The organism is Streptomyces sp. NBC_00009, from assembly GCF_045040855.1.
Taxonomy (GTDB): Bacteria; Actinomycetota; Actinomycetes; order Streptomycetales; family Streptomycetaceae; genus Streptomyces; species Streptomyces aureus.
This window is the reverse complement of record NZ_CP108312.1, coordinates 2,477,884-2,499,292: the sequence shown is the minus strand read 5'-3', so window position 1 is coordinate 2,499,292 and position 21,409 is coordinate 2,477,884. Positions and strand designations below refer to the sequence as shown.

General features: G+C 71.5%; 18 protein-coding genes and 1 pseudogene. 7 read left to right on the top strand and 12 right to left on the bottom strand.

Annotation, left to right across the window (positions count from 1 at the left end):
* Positions 1-3: 3 nt before the first annotated feature.
* Positions 4-1,197 carry a sensor histidine kinase gene (locus OHA58_RS10980; protein WP_405478545.1) on the bottom strand — a complete coding sequence of 398 codons (1,194 nt, stop codon included), beginning with the start codon at positions 1,195-1,197 and terminating at the stop codon, positions 4-6.
* 170 nt (positions 1,198-1,367) lie between these two features.
* Here OHA58_RS10980 and OHA58_RS10975 point away from each other — a divergent pair, with 170 nt between their 5' ends.
* The gene (locus OHA58_RS10975; protein ID WP_405478544.1) at positions 1,368-1,913 is read left to right on the top strand and encodes a hypothetical protein; all 546 of its coding nucleotides are present in this window, start codon (positions 1,368-1,370) and stop codon (positions 1,911-1,913) included.
* Here OHA58_RS10975 and OHA58_RS10970 read toward each other — a convergent pair.
* The 3 genes and pseudogenes from OHA58_RS10970 to OHA58_RS10960 form a co-directional block, all read right to left on the bottom strand.
* On the bottom strand, positions 1,910-2,482 hold the full coding sequence (locus tag OHA58_RS10970; RefSeq protein WP_405478543.1) for a cob(I)yrinic acid a,c-diamide adenosyltransferase: 573 nt from the start codon (positions 2,480-2,482) through the stop codon (positions 1,910-1,912). The genes OHA58_RS10975 and OHA58_RS10970 overlap by 4 nt on opposite strands.
* A gap of 13 nt (positions 2,483-2,495) precedes the next feature.
* Entirely contained in the window at positions 2,496-3,251 is a 756-nt protein-coding gene (locus tag OHA58_RS10965; protein WP_405478542.1) for an ABC transporter permease, read from the bottom strand.
* Positions 3,252-3,254: 3 nt separating this feature from the next.
* A pseudogene (locus tag OHA58_RS10960) lies at positions 3,255-3,956 on the bottom strand (ABC transporter ATP-binding protein); the annotation flags it as partial.
* Between the two features lie 161 nt (positions 3,957-4,117).
* On the opposite strand from OHA58_RS10960, the gene OHA58_RS10955 reads away from it, so the two are divergent.
* From OHA58_RS10955 to OHA58_RS10940, 4 genes are all read left to right on the top strand, one after another.
* The gene (locus OHA58_RS10955; RefSeq protein ID WP_405478541.1) at positions 4,118-4,756 is read left to right on the top strand and encodes a TetR/AcrR family transcriptional regulator; all 639 of its coding nucleotides are present in this window, start codon (positions 4,118-4,120) and stop codon (positions 4,754-4,756) included.
* Between the two features lie 161 nt (positions 4,757-4,917).
* Positions 4,918-5,766 (top strand): 3-hydroxyacyl-CoA dehydrogenase family protein, encoded by an 849-nt coding sequence (locus OHA58_RS10950; RefSeq protein ID WP_405478540.1) that lies wholly within the window; start codon positions 4,918-4,920, stop codon positions 5,764-5,766.
* 169 nt (positions 5,767-5,935) lie between these two features.
* Positions 5,936-6,259, top strand: a complete 324-nt coding sequence (locus OHA58_RS10945; RefSeq protein WP_227297244.1) for an STAS domain-containing protein — start codon at positions 5,936-5,938, stop codon at positions 6,257-6,259.
* Positions 6,260-6,476: 217 nt separating this feature from the next.
* Complete coding sequence (locus OHA58_RS10940; protein ID WP_405478539.1) at positions 6,477-9,044, top strand: ATP-binding protein; 2,568 nt, start codon at positions 6,477-6,479, stop codon at positions 9,042-9,044.
* A 72-nt stretch (positions 9,045-9,116) separates the two neighbouring features.
* Here the strand turns inward: OHA58_RS10940 and nucS are convergent, their stop codons facing one another.
* Positions 9,117-9,788: an endonuclease NucS gene (nucS, locus tag OHA58_RS10935; RefSeq protein WP_189492137.1), complete on the bottom strand. Its 672-nt coding sequence runs from the start codon at positions 9,786-9,788 to the stop codon at positions 9,117-9,119.
* A 290-nt stretch (positions 9,789-10,078) separates the two neighbouring features.
* Here nucS and OHA58_RS10930 point away from each other — a divergent pair, with 290 nt between their 5' ends.
* Positions 10,079-10,471, top strand: coding sequence for an SCO5389 family protein (locus OHA58_RS10930; RefSeq protein WP_405478538.1), 393 nt, complete (start codon positions 10,079-10,081; stop codon positions 10,469-10,471).
* Positions 10,472-10,570: 99 nt separating this feature from the next.
* Here the strand turns inward: OHA58_RS10930 and OHA58_RS10925 are convergent, their stop codons facing one another.
* Positions 10,571-11,599 carry an LLM class flavin-dependent oxidoreductase gene (locus OHA58_RS10925; protein WP_405478537.1) on the bottom strand — a complete coding sequence of 343 codons (1,029 nt, stop codon included), beginning with the start codon at positions 11,597-11,599 and terminating at the stop codon, positions 10,571-10,573.
* 214 nt (positions 11,600-11,813) lie between these two features.
* Here OHA58_RS10925 and OHA58_RS10920 point away from each other — a divergent pair, with 214 nt between their 5' ends.
* The gene (locus OHA58_RS10920; RefSeq protein WP_389538962.1) at positions 11,814-12,155 is read left to right on the top strand and encodes an ATP/GTP-binding protein; all 342 of its coding nucleotides are present in this window, start codon (positions 11,814-11,816) and stop codon (positions 12,153-12,155) included.
* 12 nt (positions 12,156-12,167) lie between these two features.
* On the opposite strand, the gene OHA58_RS10915 is transcribed toward OHA58_RS10920, so the two are convergent.
* The 6 genes from OHA58_RS10915 to scy form a co-directional block, all read right to left on the bottom strand.
* Positions 12,168-13,025 (bottom strand): ABC transporter permease, encoded by an 858-nt coding sequence (locus OHA58_RS10915; RefSeq protein ID WP_405478536.1) that lies wholly within the window; start codon positions 13,023-13,025, stop codon positions 12,168-12,170.
* Positions 13,022-14,194 (bottom strand): ABC transporter ATP-binding protein, encoded by a 1,173-nt coding sequence (locus OHA58_RS10910; protein ID WP_384676371.1) that lies wholly within the window; start codon positions 14,192-14,194, stop codon positions 13,022-13,024. The genes OHA58_RS10915 and OHA58_RS10910 overlap by 4 nt, the downstream gene beginning before the upstream one ends.
* A 123-nt stretch (positions 14,195-14,317) precedes the next feature.
* Positions 14,318-15,088, bottom strand: a complete 771-nt coding sequence (locus tag OHA58_RS10905) for an ABC transporter permease (RefSeq protein ID WP_405478535.1) — start codon at positions 15,086-15,088, stop codon at positions 14,318-14,320.
* 3 nt (positions 15,089-15,091) lie between these two features.
* Positions 15,092-16,093: an ABC transporter ATP-binding protein gene (locus OHA58_RS10900; protein ID WP_405478534.1), complete on the bottom strand. Its 1,002-nt coding sequence runs from the start codon at positions 16,091-16,093 to the stop codon at positions 15,092-15,094.
* Positions 16,094-16,167: 74 nt separating this feature from the next.
* Complete coding sequence (locus tag OHA58_RS10895; RefSeq protein WP_266559998.1) at positions 16,168-17,103, bottom strand: cellulose-binding protein; 936 nt, start codon at positions 17,101-17,103, stop codon at positions 16,168-16,170.
* A gap of 183 nt (positions 17,104-17,286) precedes the next feature.
* Positions 17,287-21,375, bottom strand: a complete 4,089-nt coding sequence (gene scy / locus OHA58_RS10890) for a polarized growth protein Scy (RefSeq protein WP_405478533.1) — start codon at positions 21,373-21,375, stop codon at positions 17,287-17,289.
* Positions 21,376-21,409: the final 34 nt, after the last annotated feature.

Here is a 21,409-nt window from a genome sequence, read left to right as displayed (position 1 = left end):
GGTTCACTCGGACACTCCTTCGTCAGCCGGGTCGACGGGCAGCTCGGCCCTGACCTGCCAGATCTTGCCGTCGGGCCCGCTCTCGGGACCCGCCTCGAACGTGCCGTGCAGCAGAGCGGTGCGCTCGCGCATCCCGATGAGCCCGGCGCCCGAGCCGGGTGCGCGCGGGCCGTCCAGATCCCCGTACGGGCTGGTCACCCACACGGTCAGGGCCCCGTCGGTGCGGTGGACAGCCACGGAGGCGGTGCCGTGCGACGCGTGCTTGAGCGCGTTCGTGAGGGATTCCTGCACGATGCGGTACGCGGCGAGCTCGATCGGCGCGGGCAGGCCGCCGACGCCGTCGCCGACGGTGAGCGCGACGTCGAGGCCGTTGGTGCGGGACTGCTCGACGAGGGCGCCGAGGCCGTCCAGTGTGGGCGCGGCGACGGGCTCGCGCTGGGAGTCGCCGCTGTCGTCCCGCAGGATGCCGATGAGGCGTCGCATCTCGGCGAGGCCCTCCACGCTGTTCTCGCGGATGACGGTCAGTGCCTGCTGCGTGGTCCTCGGATCGTCGAGCGAGATCGCGGCCGTGGAGTGGATGGCGATCGCGGACAAATGGTTGGCGACCATGTCGTGCAGCTCGCGGGCCATCCGCGCCCGCTCGGCGACGACCGCCTGCGTGCGGTCCATCTCCGCGAGCAGCGCGGTCTGTTCGGCGCGCAGCCGCGCGGACTCGGCGGCCTCCCGGTGGTTGCGTACGAGGACACCGGTGGCCGCGGGCGCGAACGACACGAGGCCGGTCACGACTCCGATCAGGAGCGCCTCCGGCCTGCGGAACCAGGCGAGGAACCCCAGGGTCACCGCGATGGTGATCAGGGCCGTCGTCACCGGGATCCGGCGGGCGGCGGCCGGGGTGCCGTACAGGACGGCCGCATAGACGAGGTCCGTGAACATCAGCGTCGTCGCGAGGCTGCCCAGCGTGAACTGGTCCGCGATCACGACGAGGGTGCCGAGGACCAGGGCGGCCTGGGGCGCCGTCCTGCGCAGCAGTTCCAGGCCCGCCATCGCGCAGAGCGGCACAAGCAGCCAGCCGTCGCCGAGGACCCGCCCGCCCTGGCTGTTGGTCAGGCCGAGCGCCCACAGCAGGAGACCGCCGAGCAGGCCGACCGCCGCGATACGGACGTCGTCGCGGTGCGGGCGGGACAGGGGCAGGGGCATGCCCCCATTGAATACGGCCGGACGAGGCGGCGCCTGCACCTGGCGGGCGGGCCCGCGCGGCCGACGTACATCGAAGGATGCAGTCCCGATTCGTCACCGCCGACGACGATCGGCGGCCGTACCGACGGGACGCTGGAAGGAGACCACAAGCCCGTCCCGAGGAGCCCGCCGTGATCGTCACGCTGATCGTCGCCTGCGAGATCGGCTTCTGGGTGCTGCTCGCCGCGGGACTCGCCCTGCGCTACGTGGCGAAGATGCCGCGCACGAGCGTCGGCGTCCTGCTGTGCGAGCCGCTCCTGGAGGTCGTCCTGTTCGTCGTCACCGCGATGGACCTCAAGAACGGGGCCGAACCGGACTGGAAACACGGCCTCGCCGCCGTCTACATCGGCTTCTCCGTGGGGCTCGGCCACTCCACCGTCAAGTGGGTGGACGCCCGCGTCGCCCACCGGTTCGCCGGGGGACCGCCCCCGGCGAAGCCGCCGAGGTACGGGGCCGCGCGCGCCGCCCACGAGTGGCGGACGGCCGCGCGCTGGATCCTCGCCTGCGCCGTCGCGCTCGCCCTGCTCCAGGGCGCCGTCTGGTACGTGGGCGCCGACGGGAATATCGGCTCGCTGCGGATGTGGCAGCAGAAGATGCTCTTCGTGATCGGTCTCAACCTCGTGATCGCGCTGAGCTACACGCTGTTCCCGAAGAAGGCGCCCGCCCTCGACCGCTAGCGCTCGCCGCCCGGGACCCAGAGCACGTCCCCGACCTCCTTGTTCGCCGTGCGCGCCAGGATGAACAGGAGGTCGGAGAGGCGGTTCAGATACGTCGCGGTCAGCGGGTTCATCGACTCGCCGTGCACCTCGAGCGCCGCCCAGGTGGAGCGCTCGGCCCTGCGGACCACGGTGCACGCCTGGTGCAGCAGCGCCGCACCCGGCGTGCCCCCGGGCAGGATGAAGGACCGGAGCTTGTCCAGCTGCTCGTTGAAGCGGTCGCAGTCCGCCTCCAGCTTGTCGACGTAGAACTGCTCTACACGCAGCGGCGGGTACTTCGGTTCTTCGACCACGGGCGTCGACAGGTCGGCGCCCACGTCGAACAGGTCGTTCTGGACCCGTACGAGGACCTGGACGACCTCCTCGTCGAGCCCGCCGAGCGCGACCGCCGTGCCGATGACGGCATTGGCCTCGTTGGCGTCGGCGTAGGCGGAGATCCGCAGATCGGTCTTGGCGGTCCGGCTCATGTCGCCGAGGGCGGTCGTGCCCTGGTCGCCGGTCCTGGTGTAGATACGCGTCAGATTGACCATGGGGTCAGCGTAGTTACGCGGCAGCCCTGCGGAAGCCACGTGTGCCGACCGTCACGGCGAGCGCCGCCAGGGCGAGGGCGACCAGGACCCCGTACAGCATGTGCGCCGTCGCGTAGTGGCCGACGTACGCGTCGCGCATCGCGTCGACCGCATAGCGGATGGGCATGAAGTGCGACAGGACGTCGAGCCAGCCGGGCGCGAGCGCCATCGGCAGCATCAGCCCGGACAGGAGCATCGACGGCATCGACACGGCGTTGACGATCGGGCCGAACTCCTGCGGCCGGTCGACCTTCATGGCCACCGTGTACGACATCGAGCCGAGGGCGACGGTCAGGAGCGCGACGAACGCGAACCCGATGAGCACGCCGGCCAGTGGCGCCCGCAGTCCCATCACCAGTGCGGCGAGGACGAGGAGTACCGACTGGAGGACGAAGAGCGCGGCGTCGCGCAGCACCCGTCCGAGCAGCAGCGCGAGACGGCTGACCGGGGTGACGCGCATGCGCTCCACCACGCCGTAGTTCTTCTCGATGATGATCGCGAAACCGGAGAACAGGCCGCCGAACAGGGCGAGTTGGAGCAGCAGCCCGGGGACGAGTACCTGCCAGGAGCTGCCGGCCGAGCCCAGCGGCACATCGGTGAGCAGCGGCCCGAAGAACAGCAGGTACAGCAGTGGCATCAGGACGCCGAAGAGCATCTGGAACTTGGAGTTGAGGGTCTGGCGGGCATAGCGCCCGAAGATCAGCGCGGTGTCGGAGAGCAGGGTCCTCATGCGTCACACCGCCACGGGGGTCGTCGGTGCGGTCGCCGGGCCGCGCCCGGTGATCGCGAGGAAGGTGTCCTGGAGCGTGGCGTCGAGTGATCCGCCGTACGCCAGCCTGAGCGCGCCCGGGGTGCCCTCCGCTGCCACAACTCCCTTGTCCACGACGGCGATCCGGTCGGCGAGCGCGTCGGCCTCGTCGAGGTAGTGCGTGGTGAGGAAGACCGTCGTGCCGTGCTCGTCGCGCAGTCGCCGCACGACGTCCCACAGGTCGGCGCGGCCGGCCGGGTCGAGCCCGGTCGTCGGCTCGTCGAGGAAGAGCACCTGCGGGCGGTGCACGAGTCCCATCGCGATGTCGAGCCGCCGCCGCTGCCCGCCGGAGAGCGCGGCGGTCCTGCGGTCCATGAGCTCCGTGAGGCCGAGGTCCCCGGCCAGCTCGTCGGCGCGCGCCACCGCCCGCGCCTTGGGCAGCCGGTACAGCCGCCCCTGGGTGACCAGCTCCTCCCGTACGGAGATGTTCGGGTCGACGCCGCCGGACTGGGCGACGTAACCGACCGCGCGGCGCACGCCCGCCGGATCGGTCGCCAGGTCGCAGCCCGCGACGGTGGCGGCGCCCCCGGTCGGCGGCAGGAGTGTCGTGAGCATGCGCAGGGTCGTCGTCTTGCCCGCGCCGTTCGGGCCGAGGAGGCCGAGGATCTCGCCCGGTCGCACGGTCAGGTCGATGCCGCGCACCGCCTCGACGGGGCCGCGTGGGGTGCTGAAGGTCCGGGCCAGGCCGGACGCGCTGATGACTGCCATGCACCCAGAAAAACAGAGTGACTGAAATTTTGCAATGTCCCCAAAATTCAAGTGAGCGCAACAAAAGCTAGACTGGCCGCATGGCAGAGGGACTGCGTGAGCGCAAGAAACGGCTGGCCAGGCAGCACATCTCCGATGTGGCCACGGGCCTGTTCCTGGAGCGCGGCTTCGACGAGGTGACGATCGCCGAGGTCGCCGAGGCGGCCGACGTCTCCGTCAACACCGTCTACAACTACTTCCAGGCCAAGGAAGACCTGTTCCTCGACCGCGCCAAGGGCAGCGTGGCCCGCCTCTCCCGCTTCGTGCGCGCCCGTGACCGGGGCGAGTCCGCGGCCGAAGCCGTCCTGCGCGAACTGCGCAACGAGGTCGTCGCCGTGTCGCCCGAGGTCGGCCTGATCGAGGGCTACGACCGCTTCATGAAGGTCATCGAGGGCGCGGCCGGACTGCGCGCCCGGCTCTGGTACATGCAGCAGGAGTCGCTCACGCTGCTCGAGGCGACGCTGCGCGAGGAGACCGGAGCGGACGGCGATGACCCGCTGCCCGCCCTGATGGCCGGACAGATCAACTGGATCCACACGACGCTGCTTTCCCGTATCGCCGCCGGGATGATCAAGGCCAGGCCGGCCGGGGAGGTGTCCCGCGAAGCACTGGGCCTGCTCGACGAGATGGAGGGTCTCCTGGGCGAGCCGGTGCTCAACTACGCCGTACGCGACGCCTGATGGCCCGTCCGGTGTGATGTCCGTCATTCGAGACGTGACGCGCATTACTTCGCGGCCCCACGACCCCTCACGGACGCTAATGTCCGCCGGAGAGATACGTGAACAGCGGTTAGCGGTCAGTCGCAAGTGGTACGCGGTCAGCGGGTAAGGGGAGTCGCACAGTGGCAGGGAAGCTCGCCGTCATCGGAGCCGGACTCATGGGGTCCGGAATCGCCCAGGTCTCGGCGCAGGCGGGCTGGGACGTCGTCCTGCGCGACGTCACCGACGCCGCCCTGGCCCGTGGCACCGACGGCATCAAGGCCTCGTACGACAAGTTCGTGAGCAAGGGCAAGCTGGCCGCGCAGGACGCGGAGGCCGCGCTCGGGCGCATCACCACGACCACCGACCTGGACGCGGTCGCCGACGCCGACATCGTCGTCGAGGCCGTCTTCGAGAAGCTCGAGGTCAAGCACGAGATCTTCCGGGCGCTCGACAAGATCGTCCGCGAGGACGCCGTGCTCGCCTCGAACACCTCTGCCATCCCGATCACGAAGATCGCGGCTGTCACGGAGCGCCCGGAGCGCGTCGTCGGCGCCCACTTCTTCTCGCCGGTCCCGATGATGCAGCTGTGCGAGCTGGTCCGCGGCTACAAGACGAGCGACGAAACGCTCGCCACCACGCGGGAGTTCGCCGAGTCGGTCGGCAAGACCTGCATCGTCGTCAACCGCGACGTCGCCGGCTTCGTGACCACGCGGCTGATCTCGGCCCTCGTCGTCGAGGCCGCCAAGCTGTACGAGTCGGGCGTCGCCACCGCCGAGGACATCGACATCGCCTGCAAACTGGGCTTCGGCCACGCCATGGGGCCGCTCGCCACCGCCGACCTCACGGGCGTCGACATCCTGCTGCACGCCACCGACAACATCTACACCGAGTCCCAGGACGAGAAGTTCGCCCCGCCCGAGCTGATGCGCCGGATGGTTGACGCCGGTGACATCGGGCGCAAGAGCGGGCAGGGGTTCTACAAGCACTGATCCCTCGTCACCCCGTGGGTAACCCCACGGGGTGAATTCGGTATCGGTTCGCTTACAGACGGCAACTTCTGCGCCCCCGCGCCAGTCAGTTGCAGTGACATACCAAGAATCGCCGTACGGCACAGAGACCACTGGAATCACGGCACACAAGCACTCTCGGGGAGCGCATATGTACATCAGGGGCGACCACGCCGGGCTGGTCGTCGGGGGCCGCCTCGACGTCCGCAGCGCGGCGGACGCCCGTACGGTCCTGCACACGGCCCTCGACGACGGCGTCGGCGACCTGGTGCTCGATCTGTCAGAGCTGGACTCGTGGGACGCGACGGGTCTCGGCGTCATCATGGGTGCCCACCGGCGGGCCGGACGCTGCGGCCGCAGGCTCGTGCTGCGGGGTGTGCCGCCCCAGATGCAGCGCCTCCTGGTGGCGACGCGACTGCACCGGATCCTCGCCATCGAGGGCGGCATCGGGGTCGAATCGCTGCCCAGGGTGTGAATCGGGCGTTCCGGTATGCAGCGCCCACAATCCTCACGAGACTGTGACGTCTCGGACGGCGCGGTACCCCGGCTGTTCGTAGATACTGACCCAGGTCTAGGGTTCGGTCGCCCGCGGATTGACGGACCCACTCGCGGGCACCGGACCAGAAGCGACAGCGCAGTGTGCACAGGCCGGGAGGGGCATCGGCACACCACGCTTTTGGGGGGCTTTGACCATGGACCCGATGAACCGGGGACCGGAAGACTTCGGGCACGATCCGTACGGCGGGGATCCCCACGCTCGCCCGGACCGTGGCCACCACGACGACGAGAGCGACGCCCAGGCGAGCCGCCCGCGCCCGCCCAGGGATCCCCTCACTCCTGACTTCGGCCAGCCCTCACCAGGGCTCGCCCGCACCGTGCAGCTCGTGTCCGGCGACTTCCTGCTCACCGTCAACCCCGTCGACGGCAGCGAGATCGAGCCCTGCCCGCCGGGGGAGCGGCCGGGACGGCCCGTCAAGTACGCACCGGCGGAACGCGCCGAGATGGCCCGCGCCGCCCGTCCGCCGCTGCCGGCCGGACCCCCGCTGCCCCGGCTGCCGCTCCTGGAGCGCCAGGAGGAGCGCGACCGGCTCGTCCGGCTCCTCGCGCGCGGGCGCTCCGTGCGGCTCACCGGACCCTCGGGCTCCGGGCGCACCGCGCTGCTCGACAGCGTCGCCGAGGACTGCGCGGACATCGCGCCCGACGGCGTCGTCCGGCTCTCCGGACACCGCCGCTCGTCGAACGACCTGCTGTACGACCTCTTCGCGGCCGTGTACAGCGCGCCGCTGCACCGCCCCGACCGCGCCCTGCTCCTCGAACTCGTCCACGACATCGGTGCCGTCGTCGTCCTCGACGATCTCGAGTTCGGCGGCGCCGCGCTCGACGAGCTCCTCGAAGCGACGCCCGAGTGCGCCTTCCTGGTCGCGGCCACACCCGATGTCGCCGCGCCGTCCGCCGACTCGCACCTCGAAGAGGTCTTCCTCGGCGGCCTCGGCCGCGGCGGCGGCCTCGAACTCCTGGAGCGGTCCGTCGGCCGCGTCCTCACGGACGAGGAGGCGAACTGGGCCGGCGACCTCTGGTTCGAGTCGGAGGGGCTCCCGCTGCGCTTCGTGCAGGCCGGCGCGCTCCTGCGCCAGCGCGACCAGCTGCGCGCCGACCCGAACGCCTTCGACGAGTTCGGCTACTTCGGAGGCCCCGGCGCCCCGCCCGTCGACGCGCCCTTCAACGCCGAGGACGGCCACGACGTGCCGCTCCCCTCGCTCGCTGACGGCGCCGCGCCCGCGGCCCTGCTCGCGTCCCGGCTCAGCGAATCGGCCCGCGCCACCCTGAGGTTCGCGGTCGCGCTGGGCGGCGAGATTCCGCACCAGGCCCACCTGCCCGCCCTCGTGGGCGACACCCACGCCGACGCGGCCCTCGCCGAACTCGCCGGCTGCGCCCTCGTCACCCCGGTCGGCGGCCGCTACCGCCTGGCCTCCGGCGTGCAGGAGCAGCTGGCGGCCGCGGGATACGCCGACGACACCGGCGGCCAGGCGCACACCGCCGCCCAGCACTACGCGTGGTGGGCCGGACATCCCTCGGTCGGGCCCGAGCGGGTCGCGGCCGAGGCCGACGCGCTGCTCGCCGCGCTGACCGTACTCGTCCCCGTCACGACGCCGGCCGGTCCGGACGAGGAGGTCAGCGTCGCGGTGCTGCTCGCCCGTACCGCCGCGCCCGCGTTCGCCGCCGGGCTCAGCTGGACCGTGTGGGAGCGGTGCCTGCGGGCCGGCCAGGAGGCCGCGCGGCTCTCCGGCGAAGTGGCCGAAGAGGCCTATTTCCACCATGAGTTGGGCATCCTCGCGCTCCTCGGCGGGCAGCTCGACCGGGCCCGCGCCGAGCTGGAGGCCTCCATCGCCCTGCGCGGCGCGCTGGCCGACAAGCGGGGCACCATCGCGGGCCGCCGCGCCCTCGCCCTGGTCGCGGACCGCTCCGGCGGCGCGCTCCCCGGCGGGCGTACGGCGGCGGGCGAAGAGGTCCCCGCCGCGCGCTACGAGGAGTCGGCGTCGCCCCCCGGCGGGGTGCCGGCCGCGTTCGCGCCGCCCGCGCCGCCGCTCCCGGAGCCCGACACGCTGGTTTCCCGGCAGGCCGGGCCCGGACCCGGCGCCAAGCCCGGCGGGGCCCGTCGTGCCGTCCTCACCGGCACGCGGCGCAACCTCGTGGCCGCGGGCGCCGGAGCGCTCCTCGCGGCGGTCCTCGGCACCGTCGTGACGCTCGGCGCCACGTCGAACAAGGACACCCCGTCCGACAGCGTCAACGTGAACCCTTCGGCCTCGCAGGGCGAGGACGGCGGCGGCATCGGCGCGGACAAGGCGGACCAGGGCGGCGGCGACGCGGGCTCCACCCGGCGTCCCGCCGACCCGGGCAAGGACGGCATCCCTAACACATCGGACGACCCGACGCCGAGCACCGGGCCGTCGTCCGAGAGCGGCAAGCCGTCGGACAAGCCGAGCGAGTCGCCGTCGAAGTCGCCGAGCAAGTCGCCGTCCAAGTCGCCCAGCAAGACGCCGAAGCCAGACCCGACGCCGACGACGCCGAAACCGACGACGCCGACGCCGACCACCCCGGACCCGACGCCGTCCAGCTCGGATCCCACGACTCCGTCGTCGACCCCGGACACGTCGGATTCGGCCAGTGGTCCGGCGCCGAGCGGCAGCTCCGCGATGAGCAGCCCGGCGGACAGCGGGCCGGGTTCGCCCAGCGCGCCGGGCGCCTCGTCGACGATCTGACGGCCGTACGTACGCAGCACATGACTGAGGGCCGGGTTCCTGTGGACCCGGCCCTCAGCCATGCCTGACGGATCAGAACAGGCGGAGCTTGTCGTCCTCGATGCCGCGCAGGGCGTCGTAGTCCAGGACCGTGCAGCCGATGCCGCGGTCCGTGGCCAGGACGCGGGCCTGCGGCTTGATCTCCTGGGCGGCGAAGATGCCGCGCACCGGGGCGAGGTGCGGGTCCCGGTTCAACAGCTCGAGATAGCGCGTGAGTTGCTCCACGCCGTCGATCTCGCCACGCCGCTTGATCTCGATGGCCACGGTCGCGCCGTCACCGTCGCGGCACAGGATGTCGACGGGCCCGATCGCCGTCGGGTACTCGCGGCGGATGAGCGTGTAGCCCTCGCCGAGCGTGTCGATCCTGTCGGCGAGGAGCTCCTGGAGGTGCGCTTCCACGCCGTCCTTGATGAGGCCCGGGTCCACGCCCAGTTCGTGCGAGGAGTCGTGGAGGACTTCCTCCATCGTGATGATGAGTTTCTCGCCCGCCTTGTTGATGACGGTCCAGGTACCGCTGTCGTCGCCCGTGCCCTCCTTCAGGGTGCAGGGCGGGGACATCCAGTTGAGAGGTTTGTAGGCCCTGTCGTCCGCGTGGATCGAGACGCTGCCGTCCGCCTTCACGAGGATCAGGCGAGGAGCCGACGGGAGATGGGCTGTGAGCCTGCCCGCGTAGTCCACGGAGCAGCGGGCGATGACGAGACGCATGGTCGGCAACGCTACTCGACGACCAGTGGTCCACGCGATTCCCCCACCCGTCGCCCGCCACCACCCTTATGCAGAGACCCTCCGGGTCGCCCTGATTTGTCGCTGTTCGTTATTGGCCGGTTGTGGACCGACTGTGCCTGCGATCCCCTGTTGCGGGCCCCGGACGTTGCTTACCGTATAAGCGGGAGGTCGCGACGCCTGTACGCAGCGTGTTCGTGGTCGTACGTCGTCGCGCGCTCCTTACCTGCCCGTCAGCCCCCGCTCCCCGTGGGGGTGCGAGAGGAGAACCCATGTCGCTCGACGTCTCACCGGCACTGTTGGAACAGGCCGAGCGAGGCGAGGTCGACGAAGCTGACTTCGTCGACTGCGTCCGGACCTCCCTGCCTTACGCATGGGGGATGATCAGCTCCCTGGTGGCCCAGCTGAAGGTCGACGGCGGAGACTTCGCCGACAACCAGACGCCTCCGCCGGACGAGCAGGCACGTGGGCAGCTGCTGCGTGCGCTCGCGAGTGACGCGATTCGTGGCGCGCTGCAGCGGCACTTCGGTGTACGGCTGGCCTTCCAGAACTGTCACCGTCTGGCGGTGTTCCCGCAGGACCCGTCGGTGGACGGCACGCTGGCCCGCTTCACCTCGGCCCGCAATCAGCTGTTGAACCAGTCCCCTGAACTCAGGGACTGCTGACGGCCGGTTGAAGGCGGAATCGGATGGTCTGCCGCTCCGTACGCGGGAGGTGCACAAGTACGGAGCGGTGGACTACGCGCCGCACGGCCGTTACGCGTCTCAGCGGAGCCGGGGGAGTACCTCGGCGCCCAGCCTGCGCACGTTCTCCTCGGTGGCCGCGAGATCTCCGGAGCCCTCGACGAGCAGCGCGAACCGCGTGATGCCCGTGCGCTCCGAGGTCGCCGCGAGCCGGTCGGCGCACTGCCCGGGAGTCCCCACCGGGTGCAGCCCGCACAGCAGTTCCGTGTACGCGACCGGGTCCCGCATGGACCGCGTGCGGCCGTCCACCGTCACATGGGCGTCGAGTCCCTGTTTCAGCCAGCCGGGCATCGCCTTGAGGAGCGTCTCCCGCGCCTGCGCCCCGCGGTCGCCGATCTGGGCCACCCCGGCCGAGACGTGCGCCGCGGCGCGGATCTCCTCCGGGCTGCGGCCGGCGGCCCGCGCGTGCGTGCGCCACAGGGAGACCATCTCGGCCTTCTCCTCGTCCCCGGCGTGCATGCCGAGCAGCATCGGAAGGCCGCGCTCCGCGGCGAGGCGCACGCTCTTCGGCGAGGTGCAGGCGACCACCACCTCGGGACCGTCGGGGGAGTTCAGCGCCTCGTCTGGGCGCGGGACCACGGCGACCTCGCGGAAGCCGAACCGTTCCCCCTCGGCCTCGACGCGGGGCTCGCGCAGCCAGCGCAGCAGCAGGTCCAGGGACTCCGGGAACCCCTTCTCGTACGCCTCGATGCCCGAGCCGAAGACCTCCAGGTCCACCCAGGGGCCGCCGCGGCCGACGCCGAGCGAGAAGCGGCCGCCGGACGTCACGTGCAGCAGCGCCGCCTGCTCGCCGAGGGCGACCGGGTGGGCGGTCGGCAGCACGCTGACCGCCGTGCCGACGCGGATGCGACGGGTGCGGCCGAGCAGTAACGCGGCGAGCGTCACCGCGGACGGACAGGTGCCGTACGGCACGAAGTGGTGCTCCGCCAGCCAGACCGAGTCGAGCCCGGCCTCCTCGGCCACCTCGGCGGACCGCACCGCCCGGTGCAGTGCCTCCCCCTGCCCCTGGCCGGGGAACTGGGCCGCCAGTACAAAAGTTCCTACGCGCATCGCACTCCTGCCTTTCTTGGCGCCGACGCGGCACTCCCCCTACGGGCATTAACGGCTGACAAGTGCCAAGGGCACGGCTTGCCATGGGGATTGGCAGATTTTCCGGAAAACTCATGGGGGTGATGGTGTGCGGGTACCCGAGAGGCGTCCGCGTACGCTGGATGCGACCCCCAGTCCCCGTACAGGCACCTGTACAAGTCCTCGAGGAGAGCCGGTGTCCCCGCGCCGTAACCAGTCGTCGCCCCGTCGCGGCGGCCGACCGTCCAGCAGTGCACGGGACGAGGAGCAGGGGGACCGCTACGGCGGTTTCCAGCGTACGGAGAGCTGGCAGGGCGAGGAGTGGAGCGTGCGCCAGGTGGCGGGCGCGAGCGCCGCGGGCAAGACGTACCGGTGCCCCGGCTGCGACCAGGAGATCCCCTCCGGGGTCGCGCACGTCGTGGCCTGGCCCGAGCACTCGGGCGTCGACGAGCGCCGGCACTGGCACAAGGCCTGCTGGAACGCGAAGGACCGCCGCACCACACGGGTGCAGCGGTCCAGGAACGCGCCTCGTTACTAAGGACTCACAGCGCTACACGTCGCGCCGCTCCAGCAGCGCGAACGCGCCGACCACGGCCGCGGCCGTGACGCCGACCAGCAGCCACACCTGGGACCCGCCCGAGCTGCCGCCGTCCGCGCCGAAGATCTTGGCGAGGGCGTTGATGGCGTTGTACTCCTGCATCTTCTCGCCGAGCGTCCGCGTGCTGTGCGAGATCATCAGGAAGACCGGCAGGATCGACGGCAGCAGCACGATGCCGAGCATCGCGGTGATCGCGCCCGCCGAGTGCCGCAGCATGGAGCCCACGGCGAGGCCGAGGACGCCGAGCAGGGACACGTAGAGCCCGCCCTTGAGGACCGTGCCGCCCCAGCTCAGGTCGCCCGCGTCGGGGCCGCTGTGCATCGACGACGTGAGCAGGCCCACCAGAAGGATGGAGCCCGCGGAGATGATGAACGAGACCGCGAAGAACACCAGGATCTTGGCGGCGAACACCCGGTAGCGCTGCGGCGACGCGGTGAACGTCGTGCGGATCATGCCGGTGCCGTACTCCGACGACGTCACCAGAACGCCCAGCGTGATCAGGCAGATCTGGCCGAGGAGCAGGCCGATGAAGGCCGGGAACGTGAACGGCACGTCCTGGTAGTTGAGGTCCTCGGTCTGGGCGGAGACGAACAGGCCGCCGCCGAGGACCAGGAACAGGAAGATGCCGAGCGTCCAGAGCGTGGAGCGCACGGACTTGATCTTCGTCCACTCCGAGGCGAGTGCGTGCCCCAGATGTGTGCGCGTGACCGGGATGGGCGAGGTGTACGAAGTGCCGGGCGCGCCCTGCCAGTTGGGCGCGCTCTGCTGGGCGTAGGCCTGCGGAGCCGGCTGCGGGGGCGGCGTCGTCATCGGGGGTCCTCGGGCTTGTTCAGGTCGGCGGGGGCAGGGGCTGCGGGGGCCGCGGGCGCGGCCGGCGGCTGCTGCGGCGCGGCGTACGGGTTCGGCCCGCCGGGGGCGGCCTGCGGCGGGGCGAACGGCTGACCGCCCTGCTGGGGCGGCGGCGGGGCGTACCAGTCCGGCTGGCCCTGGCCGGGCGCGGGGAACTGCTGCTGCGGCATCGCGCCCGGCGGGAGCTGCTGCTGAAGACCGGCCCGCTGGTCGACGGTCGAGCGGTAGTCGACGGCGCCCTGCGTCATCCGCATGTACGCCTCCTCCAGCGAGGCCTGGTGCGGCGAGAGCTCCCACAGCCGTACGTCGGCGCCGTGCGCCAGGTCGCTGATGCGGGGGAGCGGCAGGCCCATGACGCGCAGTGCGCCGTCCTGCTCGGGCAGCACCTGGCCGCCCGCCTCGGTCAGCGCGGCCGTCAGCTTCTCGCGCTGCTGCGGCTCCGTCTCCGGCGTGCGCACCCGCGCGAAGTCGGCCGAGTTGTGCGAGATGAAGTCCCGCACGCTCATGTCGGCGAGGAGCTGCCCGCGGCCGATGACGATCAGATGCTCGGCGGTCAGCGCCATCTCGCTCATCAGGTGCGAGGAGACGAAGACGGTGCGGCCCTCGGCGGCGAGCGACTTCATCAGGTTCCTGACCCAGAGGATGCCCTCCGGGTCGAGGCCGTTGACCGGCTCGTCGAAGAGGAGCACCTGCGGGTCGCCGAGCAGCGCGGCCGCGATGCCGAGGCGCTGGCCCATGCCGAGCGAGAAGCCCTTGGAGCGCTTCTTCGCCACGTCCTGGAGGCCGACGACGCCGAGCACCTCGTCCACGCGGCGGGCCGGGATGCCGGACAGCTGCGCGAGGCAGAGCAGGTGGTTACGGGCGTGCCGGCCGCCGTGTACCGCCTTGGCGTCGAGCAGGGCGCCGACCTGGCGCGGGGCGTTGGGGAGCTTGCGGTACGGGTAGCCGCCGATGGTCACCTGGCCTGTCGTCGGCTGGTCGAGACCCAGGATCATGCGCATGGTCGTCGACTTGCCGGACCCGTTCGGACCCAGGAAGCCGGTCACCGTACCCGGCCGGACCTGGAAGGAAAGGTTGTACACGGCTGTCTTGGCGCCGTAGCGCTTCGTCAGGCCGACTGCCTCGATCATTCTCCGCACCCATCGAAAGGTTCAGGACATCGGGGCACACGCCCCCGTAAGGGTTAGGAGGATATCGGGGCGCTGACGGTTCCGGCCAAGACGAGGCAAAGCCCCTGGAGCTGCCCGGGACCCTTATGCGTCCCGCTTCTTGAGGAGCACATATCCGAAGAACAGGGCCAGGATCACCCAGATCACCATGATGCCCAGGCCGCCCCACGGCCCGTACGGGGTGTCGTCGTCGATCGGCGTCACCACCTGCATGATCTTGCTGCCGGCCTGGTCGGGCAGGAACCGGCCGATCTTCTTCGTCGCCGAGACGTTGCCCAGGATGTTCGAGATCAGGAAGAAGAACGGCATCAGGATGCCGAGCGACAGCATTGGGCTGCGCAGCATCGACGCGACGCCCATCGAGAACATGGCGATGAGCGTCATGTAGAGGCCGCCGCCGATGACCGCGCGCAGCACGCCCGGGTCACCGATCTGCGCCCGGTGCACGCCGAGGACCGCCTGCCCGAGGAAGAAGGAGATGAAGCTCGTGGCGAGGCCCACGACGAACGCCAGGACGGTGGCCACGGCGACCTTGCTGAACAGGAACGTGCCGCGCTGGGGGACCGCGGCGAGTGAGGTGCGGATCATCCCGGTGCTGTACTCGTTCGAGACGACGAGGACACCGAAGACGATCATCGCGAGCTGACCGAGACTCATCCCGGCGAAGCTGATGAACGTGGGGTCGAAGGACAGCCGGTCCCTCGTGTTCATGTTCTTGAACTCGTTCCTGGACAGGATCGAGATCAGCACGCCGAGCGCGATCGTCAGGACCGCCGCGAGGCTGAGCGTCCACACCGTCGAAGCGACGGACCTGATCTTGGTCCACTCGGACCGGAGAACCTGGGTCGTGGCCATCGGTCAGGCTCCCTTGTTCTTCGTACGGTCCCAGCTCTCGCCCCAGCCCTGCTGCTGTGTCGGTGGTGGCAGCTGGGCGGGCGGCGGCACCCCGAGCTCGTCCGTGTGCGCGTGGTACTCCACCGACTCCGCGGTGAGCTGCATGAACGCCTCCTCGAGCGAGGCCTGCTGGGGGCTCAGCTCGTGCAGGGCGAGATGGTGGGCGGCCGCGAGGTCACCGAGCTGCTCGGGGCTGCCGCCGTCCACTTCGAGCGTGCCGTTGCCCGCCTCGACGACCGTGATCCCGGCCTCGTGCAGCACATCGAGGAGCCGCTCCTGCTGCGGCGAGCGCAGACGCACGTACGAGCGGGAGTTCTGCTGGATGAAGTCGGACATCGAGGTGTCGGCGAGGAGATGGCCCTGGCCGATGACGACGAGGTGGTCCGCGGTCAGCGCCATCTCGCTCATCAGGTGTGAGGAGACGAAGACGGTACGGCCCTGCGCCGCGAGGGACTTCATCAGATTGCGGATCCAGTGGATGCCCTCGGGGTCGAGCCCGTTGACCGGCTCGTCGAACATCAGGATCCGCGGGTCGCCGAGGAGCGCGCCCGCGATGCCGAGGCGCTGGCCCATGCCCAGCGAGAACCCCTTCGCCTTCTTCCTGGCGACGGGTGTCAGACCCACCGTGTCGAGGACCTCGACGACGCGGGTGCGCGGGATGCCGTTGCTCTGTGCCAGGCACAGCAGGTGGTTGTAGGCGCTGCGGCCGCCGTGCATGGCCTTCGCGTCGAGGAGTGCGCCGATGTACCGCAGCGGGTCCTTCAGCTGCGCGTAGTGCTTCCCGTCGATGCGCACATCGCCGGCTGACGGGTTGTCGAGCCCGAGCATCATCCGCATCGTCGTGGACTTGCCGGCGCCGTTGGGGCCGAGGAACCCCGTGACGATGCCCGGTCTGACGGTGAAGGTGAGGTTGTTGACGGCCAGCTTCTCGCCGTAGTGCTTGGTCAGCCCCTCGAGCTCGATCATGCGGCAACGCTAGAACGGGACAAAGCCCCCTGCCACTGGAGCGGCAAGGGGCTTCGGCGTCCGACTGCGGTTGCTCAGCGGGTCTGCTGGGCGGGAACCCCACGCGAGATCGGCTCGTCCTCCGCGGGCGCACCCGCGGCGGCGACGGCCGCACCGGTGAGCGTCGCCAGCATCTCGCGCACGTTGGTGAGCTGCGCGTTGATGGAGTCGCGGCGGTTCGTCAGCGCGGCGAGCTCGCGCTCCGATTCCGAGCGGATCCGGTCGGCCTTGGCGTTGGCGTCGGCGACGATGTCCTCGGCCTGGCGCTGCGCGGTCTCCACCGTCTGGCGGGCGCGGCGCTCGGCGTCGGTCCGCAGCTTCTCGGCCTCCAGGCGGAGCTGCTCCGCGCGGTGCTCGATCTCCGCGAGACGCTTCTCGGCCTTCGCCTGACGCGAGGCCAGGTCGCGCTCGGACTGATCGCGGCGCTTCGCCAGGTTCGTCTCGAAGTCCGCGGCGGCCTGGGCGGCCTTGGCGCGGGTCTCCTCGAAGAGAGCGTCCGCCTCCTCACGCTTCGACTGAGCGTCCTTCTGGGCCTCGGCGCGCAGCGTGCCCGCTTCGCTCTTGGCCTTCTCGACGATCCGGACGCCCTCGTCCTCGGCCTTGGACTTGCGCTCCGCAGCGAACGATTCTGCGTCGTTGCGCACCTGCTGGGCCGCCGACTCGGCGAGCTCGCGGTGCTGCTCGGCGGCGCGCCGGGCCTCCTCGCGCAGGTCCTTCGCCTCCTCCTCGGCGAGGCGGAGGATCTTCTCGACGCGCGCGCCGAGACCGGCGTACGACGGCTCGGCGTCGTTCACCTGCGCCTGGGCGTTCTGCGTCTCGAGGTGGAGCTCTTCGATGCGCTTTTCCAGAGCAGTGATACGAGCAAGAGCGCTGTCACGGTCGGAGACGAGCTTGGAAATGCGTTCGTCCACCTGAGCGCGGTCGTACCCACGCCGCACAAGCTCGAAGCCGTAGGGGGAAGTGTCGCTCATGGGGTTCCTGTCGAATGAGACCGGTGAGGTGATAGGGGGAATCCTAGGGGTCAAAGCGGCGTGTCATCGAGCAGATGCCCGTTTGATCTGGAGAATGACACCCCTTTTGAGTGGCTAACCGCAGGATGGCTTGCCAGCGGCAGCGCCGAAGGTCCTTACCAAGCACGCCCGTTGCTGTCTTGGCTACCCTTCCGACCCCTTGCCACCCGATCGGGTAGCGCCCGCTGCGGCTCCCGCCTTGACGGCGCCCTCCTTGCTCCCGCCGCCGGCGGACGGGGCCTCGAAGGACTCCAACGCCTCCAGGACGTCCTGGACGCGGGAGATCTCGACGTTGATGTCCTCGCGGCGCCGGACCAGGACCTCCAGCTCGCGCTTGCCCTCGGCCACCGTGCGCTCCGCCTCCGCCTGTGCCTCGGACAGGACGCGCTCGGCCTCGCGGGTCAGCTCGGTCTTCTTCGCCCCGGCCTCCTTGAGCAGGCCCTCGGCCTTCTTCACGGCGGCGATCCGGACCTTGCTCGCCTCCGAACCCGCCTCCGAGACCATCTCCTTGGCCTTCGCCTGCGCCTCGGTGAGCTGCTCCTCGGCGGCCTTCACCAGCGCGTCGCACCGCTCGCCGGCCGTCTTCATGGCCTCGGCGGACTCACGCCGCGCCCGCTCGTGCAGTTCGTCGATCTCGCCGGTGATGCGCTCGCGCAGCTCCTCGGCGCGCTCCCTGATCGCCGTCGCGTCGCGACGCGCGCCGACGAGCAACTCGTCCGCGTCCGTACGGGACTTCTCCACCAGGGAGTTGCCCTCGACGGTCGCCTCGGAGACCAGCCGGTCGGCCTCCTTGCGGGCCGCGCCGACCATCATGTCGGCCTGCGACTCGGCGTCCGCGGTCGCCTTCAGCGCGGCCTGCTGCGCCTCGGACGTCAGCTTCTCGGCCTCCGCGCTCGCCTCCGTGATGAGCTTGTCGACCTGCTCGGCGGCCTCCGAGCGGCGCTTGTTGGCGTCCTTGCGGGTCTCGTCGAGGGTCCGCTCGGCCTCGGCGCGCGCCGCGGACGTGAGCCGCTCGGCCTCCTGAGCCGCTTCCGCATTGACGCGCTCCGACTCGCTGCGGATCCGCTCGGCGTGCTGCTGCGCGGACCCGACGGTCTCGGCCGCCTCGGCGCGCAGCCGCTCGGCGTCCCCGGTCGCGTCCGCGATGAGCTTCTCGGCCCTGGCGACCGACTCGGCGCGCACCCGCTCGGCCTCGGTGAGGGTCTCGTTCGTGAGCTGATCGGCCGCGGCGGTGGACTCCGCGTGCAGCCTGGCGGCCTCGGTCGTGGCGTCGCCGACGAGCTGCTCGGCGCGGGCGACGGACTCCGAACGGACGCGCTCCGCCTCGGCGTTGGTCTCGTTCGTGAGGTGCTCGGCGGCCTCCGTGGCGTCGCCGACGCGCTTCTCGGCCGCGGCCGTCGACTCGGCGCGGACGCGCTCCGCCTCGGTGTTCGTCTCGTGGGTGAGGCGCTCGGCCTCGCTCGTGGCCTCCGTGATGAGGGTGTCCGCCTGCGTGGCGGCGTCCGAACGGATCCGGTTGGCGTCCTCGCGGGCATCGGCCCGGGCACGGGACGCGTCCTGCTCGGCGGACGCGAGCCGCTCGGAGACCTCCGTACGGACCCGCTGGGCGTGCTCCGACGCCTCGGACCGCATCCGCTCCGACTCGGCGATCGCGTCCGAAACCGTGCGCTCCGCAAGGGACTTGGCGGCCTCCGACTCGACGGCGGCCTCGCCGCGCACGCGGTTGGCGTCGTCGGTGGCACGCTCGCGCTCCGCGTAGGCGTCGGCGCGGACCCGGTCGGCCTCCTCCTGCGCCTCGTGCCTGGTGCGCTCGGCCGCGTGCTCCGCGGCGCTCCGAAGGCCCGCGATCTCCTCCTGCGCCTGCTCCTGGAGCCCGGACACGGAGTCGCGCACCTGCTGCGCGGTCTGCTCGGCGGCGCCGACCATCTCGGTGGAGCGCCGGTCGGCCTCCTCCACGAGACGTACGGCCTCTGCCTGCGCCTCCTCGACACGGGCGCGGGCGACCGCGAGGAGTTCCTCGCTCTGCTCGCGGGCCCGCTCGCGCTCCTGGTCGGCCTCCTGGCGCGCGGAACCGAGGGTCTCCTCGGCCTCGCGGCGGCGCCTGGCGGCCTCCTCCTGGGCGGCGGACAGCGCCTCCGCGGCCTCCGTGGCGACCCGCTCGGCCGCGGCCGCGGCCTCCGCGCGCACCCGGTCCGCGCTCTCCTGCGCCTCCGACTTGAGCCGCTCGGCCTCGGCCGCGGCCTCGGACCGCAGCCGTACGGCGACGTTCTCCGCCTCGGCGCGGGTCCCGGACGCGTCCGACGCGGCCTCGGTGCGCAGCCGGTCGGCCTCCGTCTCGGCCTGCGCCTGGAGCGTACGGATCCGCTCGGCGGCCTCGGCGCGCAGCCGCTCCGTCTCGTCCGCGGTCTCGCGGCGGATGCGCTCCGACTCGGCCCGCGCGTCGGTGAGCGTGGTCTCGGACGCCGTCAGGCGCTGCTCGGCCTCGGTGTGCAGCCGGGTCAGCTCGTCGGCGGCCTCCGCCTGCCGGGCCGCGACCGCGCGCTCCGTCTCCTCGCGCAGCTCCTGCGCGGCCCGCTCGGCCTCCGCCTTGGTGGCCTCGGCCTGCTCGCCGGCCTCCTCGCGGTGCCGCTCGGCCTCGGCGCGGGTGCGCTCCAGGGTCTCCTCGGCCTGCTTGCGCAGGTTCGTGGCGCGCTCGATGGCCTCGGTGCGGACCCGCTCGCTCTCGGTCTGCGCGCCGGCCCGCAGCTCGTCCGCGTCCGCCTTCGCCTTGGCGAGCAGCTCCTCGGCGGTCCTGGCCGCCTCCTCGATCTGCTGGACGGCCTCGCGGCGCGCCTCGCTGCGGATCCGCTCGCCCTCGTCGACCGACTCGGCCCGCAGCTGCTCGGCCTCGCCGCGCAGCCGGCGGGCCTCCTCCTGGAGCTCGACGGTCTTGGCGCGGTATTCCTTGGTGTCGTCCTTCGCGGCGCCCTTGAGCTGCTCGGCGATGTCGTGCGCCTCGCCGCGCAGCCGGTCCGCCTCGGCCTCGGCCTCGCTGCGCAGCCGCTCGGCCTCCTCGGAGGCGGCCTTCGTGGTGGCCTTGGCGTCCTCGGACGCCTTGTTGAGTACCTCTTCGGCCGTACGGGCGGCCTTGGCGAGCTGGGAGGCGGTCTCCTCGGCCGTGACGTTGCGTGCCTTCTCGCCGGCCTCGGCGAGGATCTTCTCCGCCTGCTCCTTGGCGTCGGTGACGACCTGCTCGGCCTCCGACTTGGTGGACTCGGCCTCCTTGGTGGCCTCCGAGACGAGCCGGGCGACCTGCTCCTTGGCGGTGCGCGTGCGCTGCTCGTTCGCCGACTCGGCGTTCGCGAGCTGCTTGGCCGCGGCGTCCTTCGCCTCGGTGAGGACCTTCTCCGCCGACGCGCGCGCCTCGCGCAGCGCCGTGTCGGCCTCGGACAGGCGCTGCTCGGCGGCGCGGCTGAGCTCGGCGGACTGGCGGCGGGCCGTGTCCGACTCGGTGGCCGTGGACGAGCGCAGCTGCTCGGCGTGATCGGTGGCTTCCTGCGCCTGCGTCGACGCGGCGTTCAGGAGGCGCTCGGCGTCGGTGCGGGCACGGCGCAGCAGGGCCTCGGCCTCGGCGCGGGCCGTCTCGGCCTCCGACGTCAGGCGCTGGCGGGCCTCGGTGGCGACCCGCTCGGCCTCGGCGCGGGCGGCGGCGAGCGCCTGGTCGGCCTCGGCGCGGGACTCGTCGACGAGCCGGCGGGCCTGCTGCTCGCTGCGGGAGCGCAGCTGCTCGGCCCACGCCACGTTCTCGTTGACGTGCGCCTCGACGGTCTGGCGGCGCTCGGCCAGCTCCTGGTCGAGCTGCTGGCGGCGCGAGACGGCCTCGGCGTGCAGCTCGGACTGGAGCCGGGACTGCTGCTCGGCGTGCTCCTGGAGGATGCGCTGTGTCTGGGCGCGGGCGTCGCGCAGCTCGCGCTCGGCATCGGCGCGCAGCTGGTCGGCCTGGATCTGCGCGTTACGCAGCAGCTGCTCGGCCTGGTACCCGATGTCCCCGCCGTCGTAGGCAGGACGGGACGCGAGGTTGCGGCGCGCCTCGTGCAGCTTGGCGCGCAACACCTCGACCTGGTAGCCCAGGTCTTCGGCGTGCTGGACCGCCTTCTCCCGCTCGGTCTTCAGCCGGTCCATCTCGGCCTCGAACCGCGAGAGATGGTCGGTCTCAGCCGGCTGCCGGCTGTCCTGGCTCTCGTAGCCCCGCACTGCGCGGTCCCATCCTTCCCCAAGCTCTCAACTT

What these genes read in the sequence shown, in the direction of transcription:
- OHA58_RS10910 (WP_384676371.1), bottom strand. Translation starts at nt 14,194, where the DNA reads ATGATCGAGGCAGTCGGCCTGACGAAGCGCTACGGCGCCAAGACAGCC.
- OHA58_RS10955 (WP_405478541.1), top strand. Translation starts at nt 4,118, where the DNA reads ATGGCAGAGGGACTGCGTGAGCGCAAGAAACGGCTGGCCAGGCAGCAC.
- OHA58_RS10905 (WP_405478535.1), bottom strand. Translation starts at nt 15,088, where the DNA reads ATGGCCACGACCCAGGTTCTCCGGTCCGAGTGGACCAAGATCAGGTCC.
- OHA58_RS10925 (WP_405478537.1), bottom strand. Translation starts at nt 11,599, where the DNA reads ATGCGCGTAGGAACTTTTGTACTGGCGGCCCAGTTCCCCGGCCAGGGG.
- OHA58_RS10980 (WP_405478545.1), bottom strand. Translation starts at nt 1,197, where the DNA reads ATGCCCCTGCCCCTGTCCCGCCCGCACCGCGACGACGTCCGTATCGCG.
- OHA58_RS10915 (WP_405478536.1), bottom strand. Translation starts at nt 13,025, where the DNA reads ATGACGACGCCGCCCCCGCAGCCGGCTCCGCAGGCCTACGCCCAGCAG.
- OHA58_RS10900 (WP_405478534.1), bottom strand. Translation starts at nt 16,093, where the DNA reads ATGATCGAGCTCGAGGGGCTGACCAAGCACTACGGCGAGAAGCTGGCC.
- OHA58_RS10970 (WP_405478543.1), bottom strand. Translation starts at nt 2,482, where the DNA reads ATGGTCAATCTGACGCGTATCTACACCAGGACCGGCGACCAGGGCACG.
- OHA58_RS10930 (WP_405478538.1), top strand. Translation starts at nt 10,079, where the DNA reads ATGTCGCTCGACGTCTCACCGGCACTGTTGGAACAGGCCGAGCGAGGC.
- OHA58_RS10965 (WP_405478542.1), bottom strand. Translation starts at nt 3,251, where the DNA reads ATGAGGACCCTGCTCTCCGACACCGCGCTGATCTTCGGGCGCTATGCC.
- OHA58_RS10940 (WP_405478539.1), top strand. Translation starts at nt 6,477, where the DNA reads ATGGACCCGATGAACCGGGGACCGGAAGACTTCGGGCACGATCCGTAC.
- OHA58_RS10945 (WP_227297244.1), top strand. Translation starts at nt 5,936, where the DNA reads ATGTACATCAGGGGCGACCACGCCGGGCTGGTCGTCGGGGGCCGCCTC.
- OHA58_RS10895 (WP_266559998.1), bottom strand. Translation starts at nt 17,103, where the DNA reads ATGAGCGACACTTCCCCCTACGGCTTCGAGCTTGTGCGGCGTGGGTAC.
- nucS (WP_189492137.1), bottom strand. Translation starts at nt 9,788, where the DNA reads ATGCGTCTCGTCATCGCCCGCTGCTCCGTGGACTACGCGGGCAGGCTC.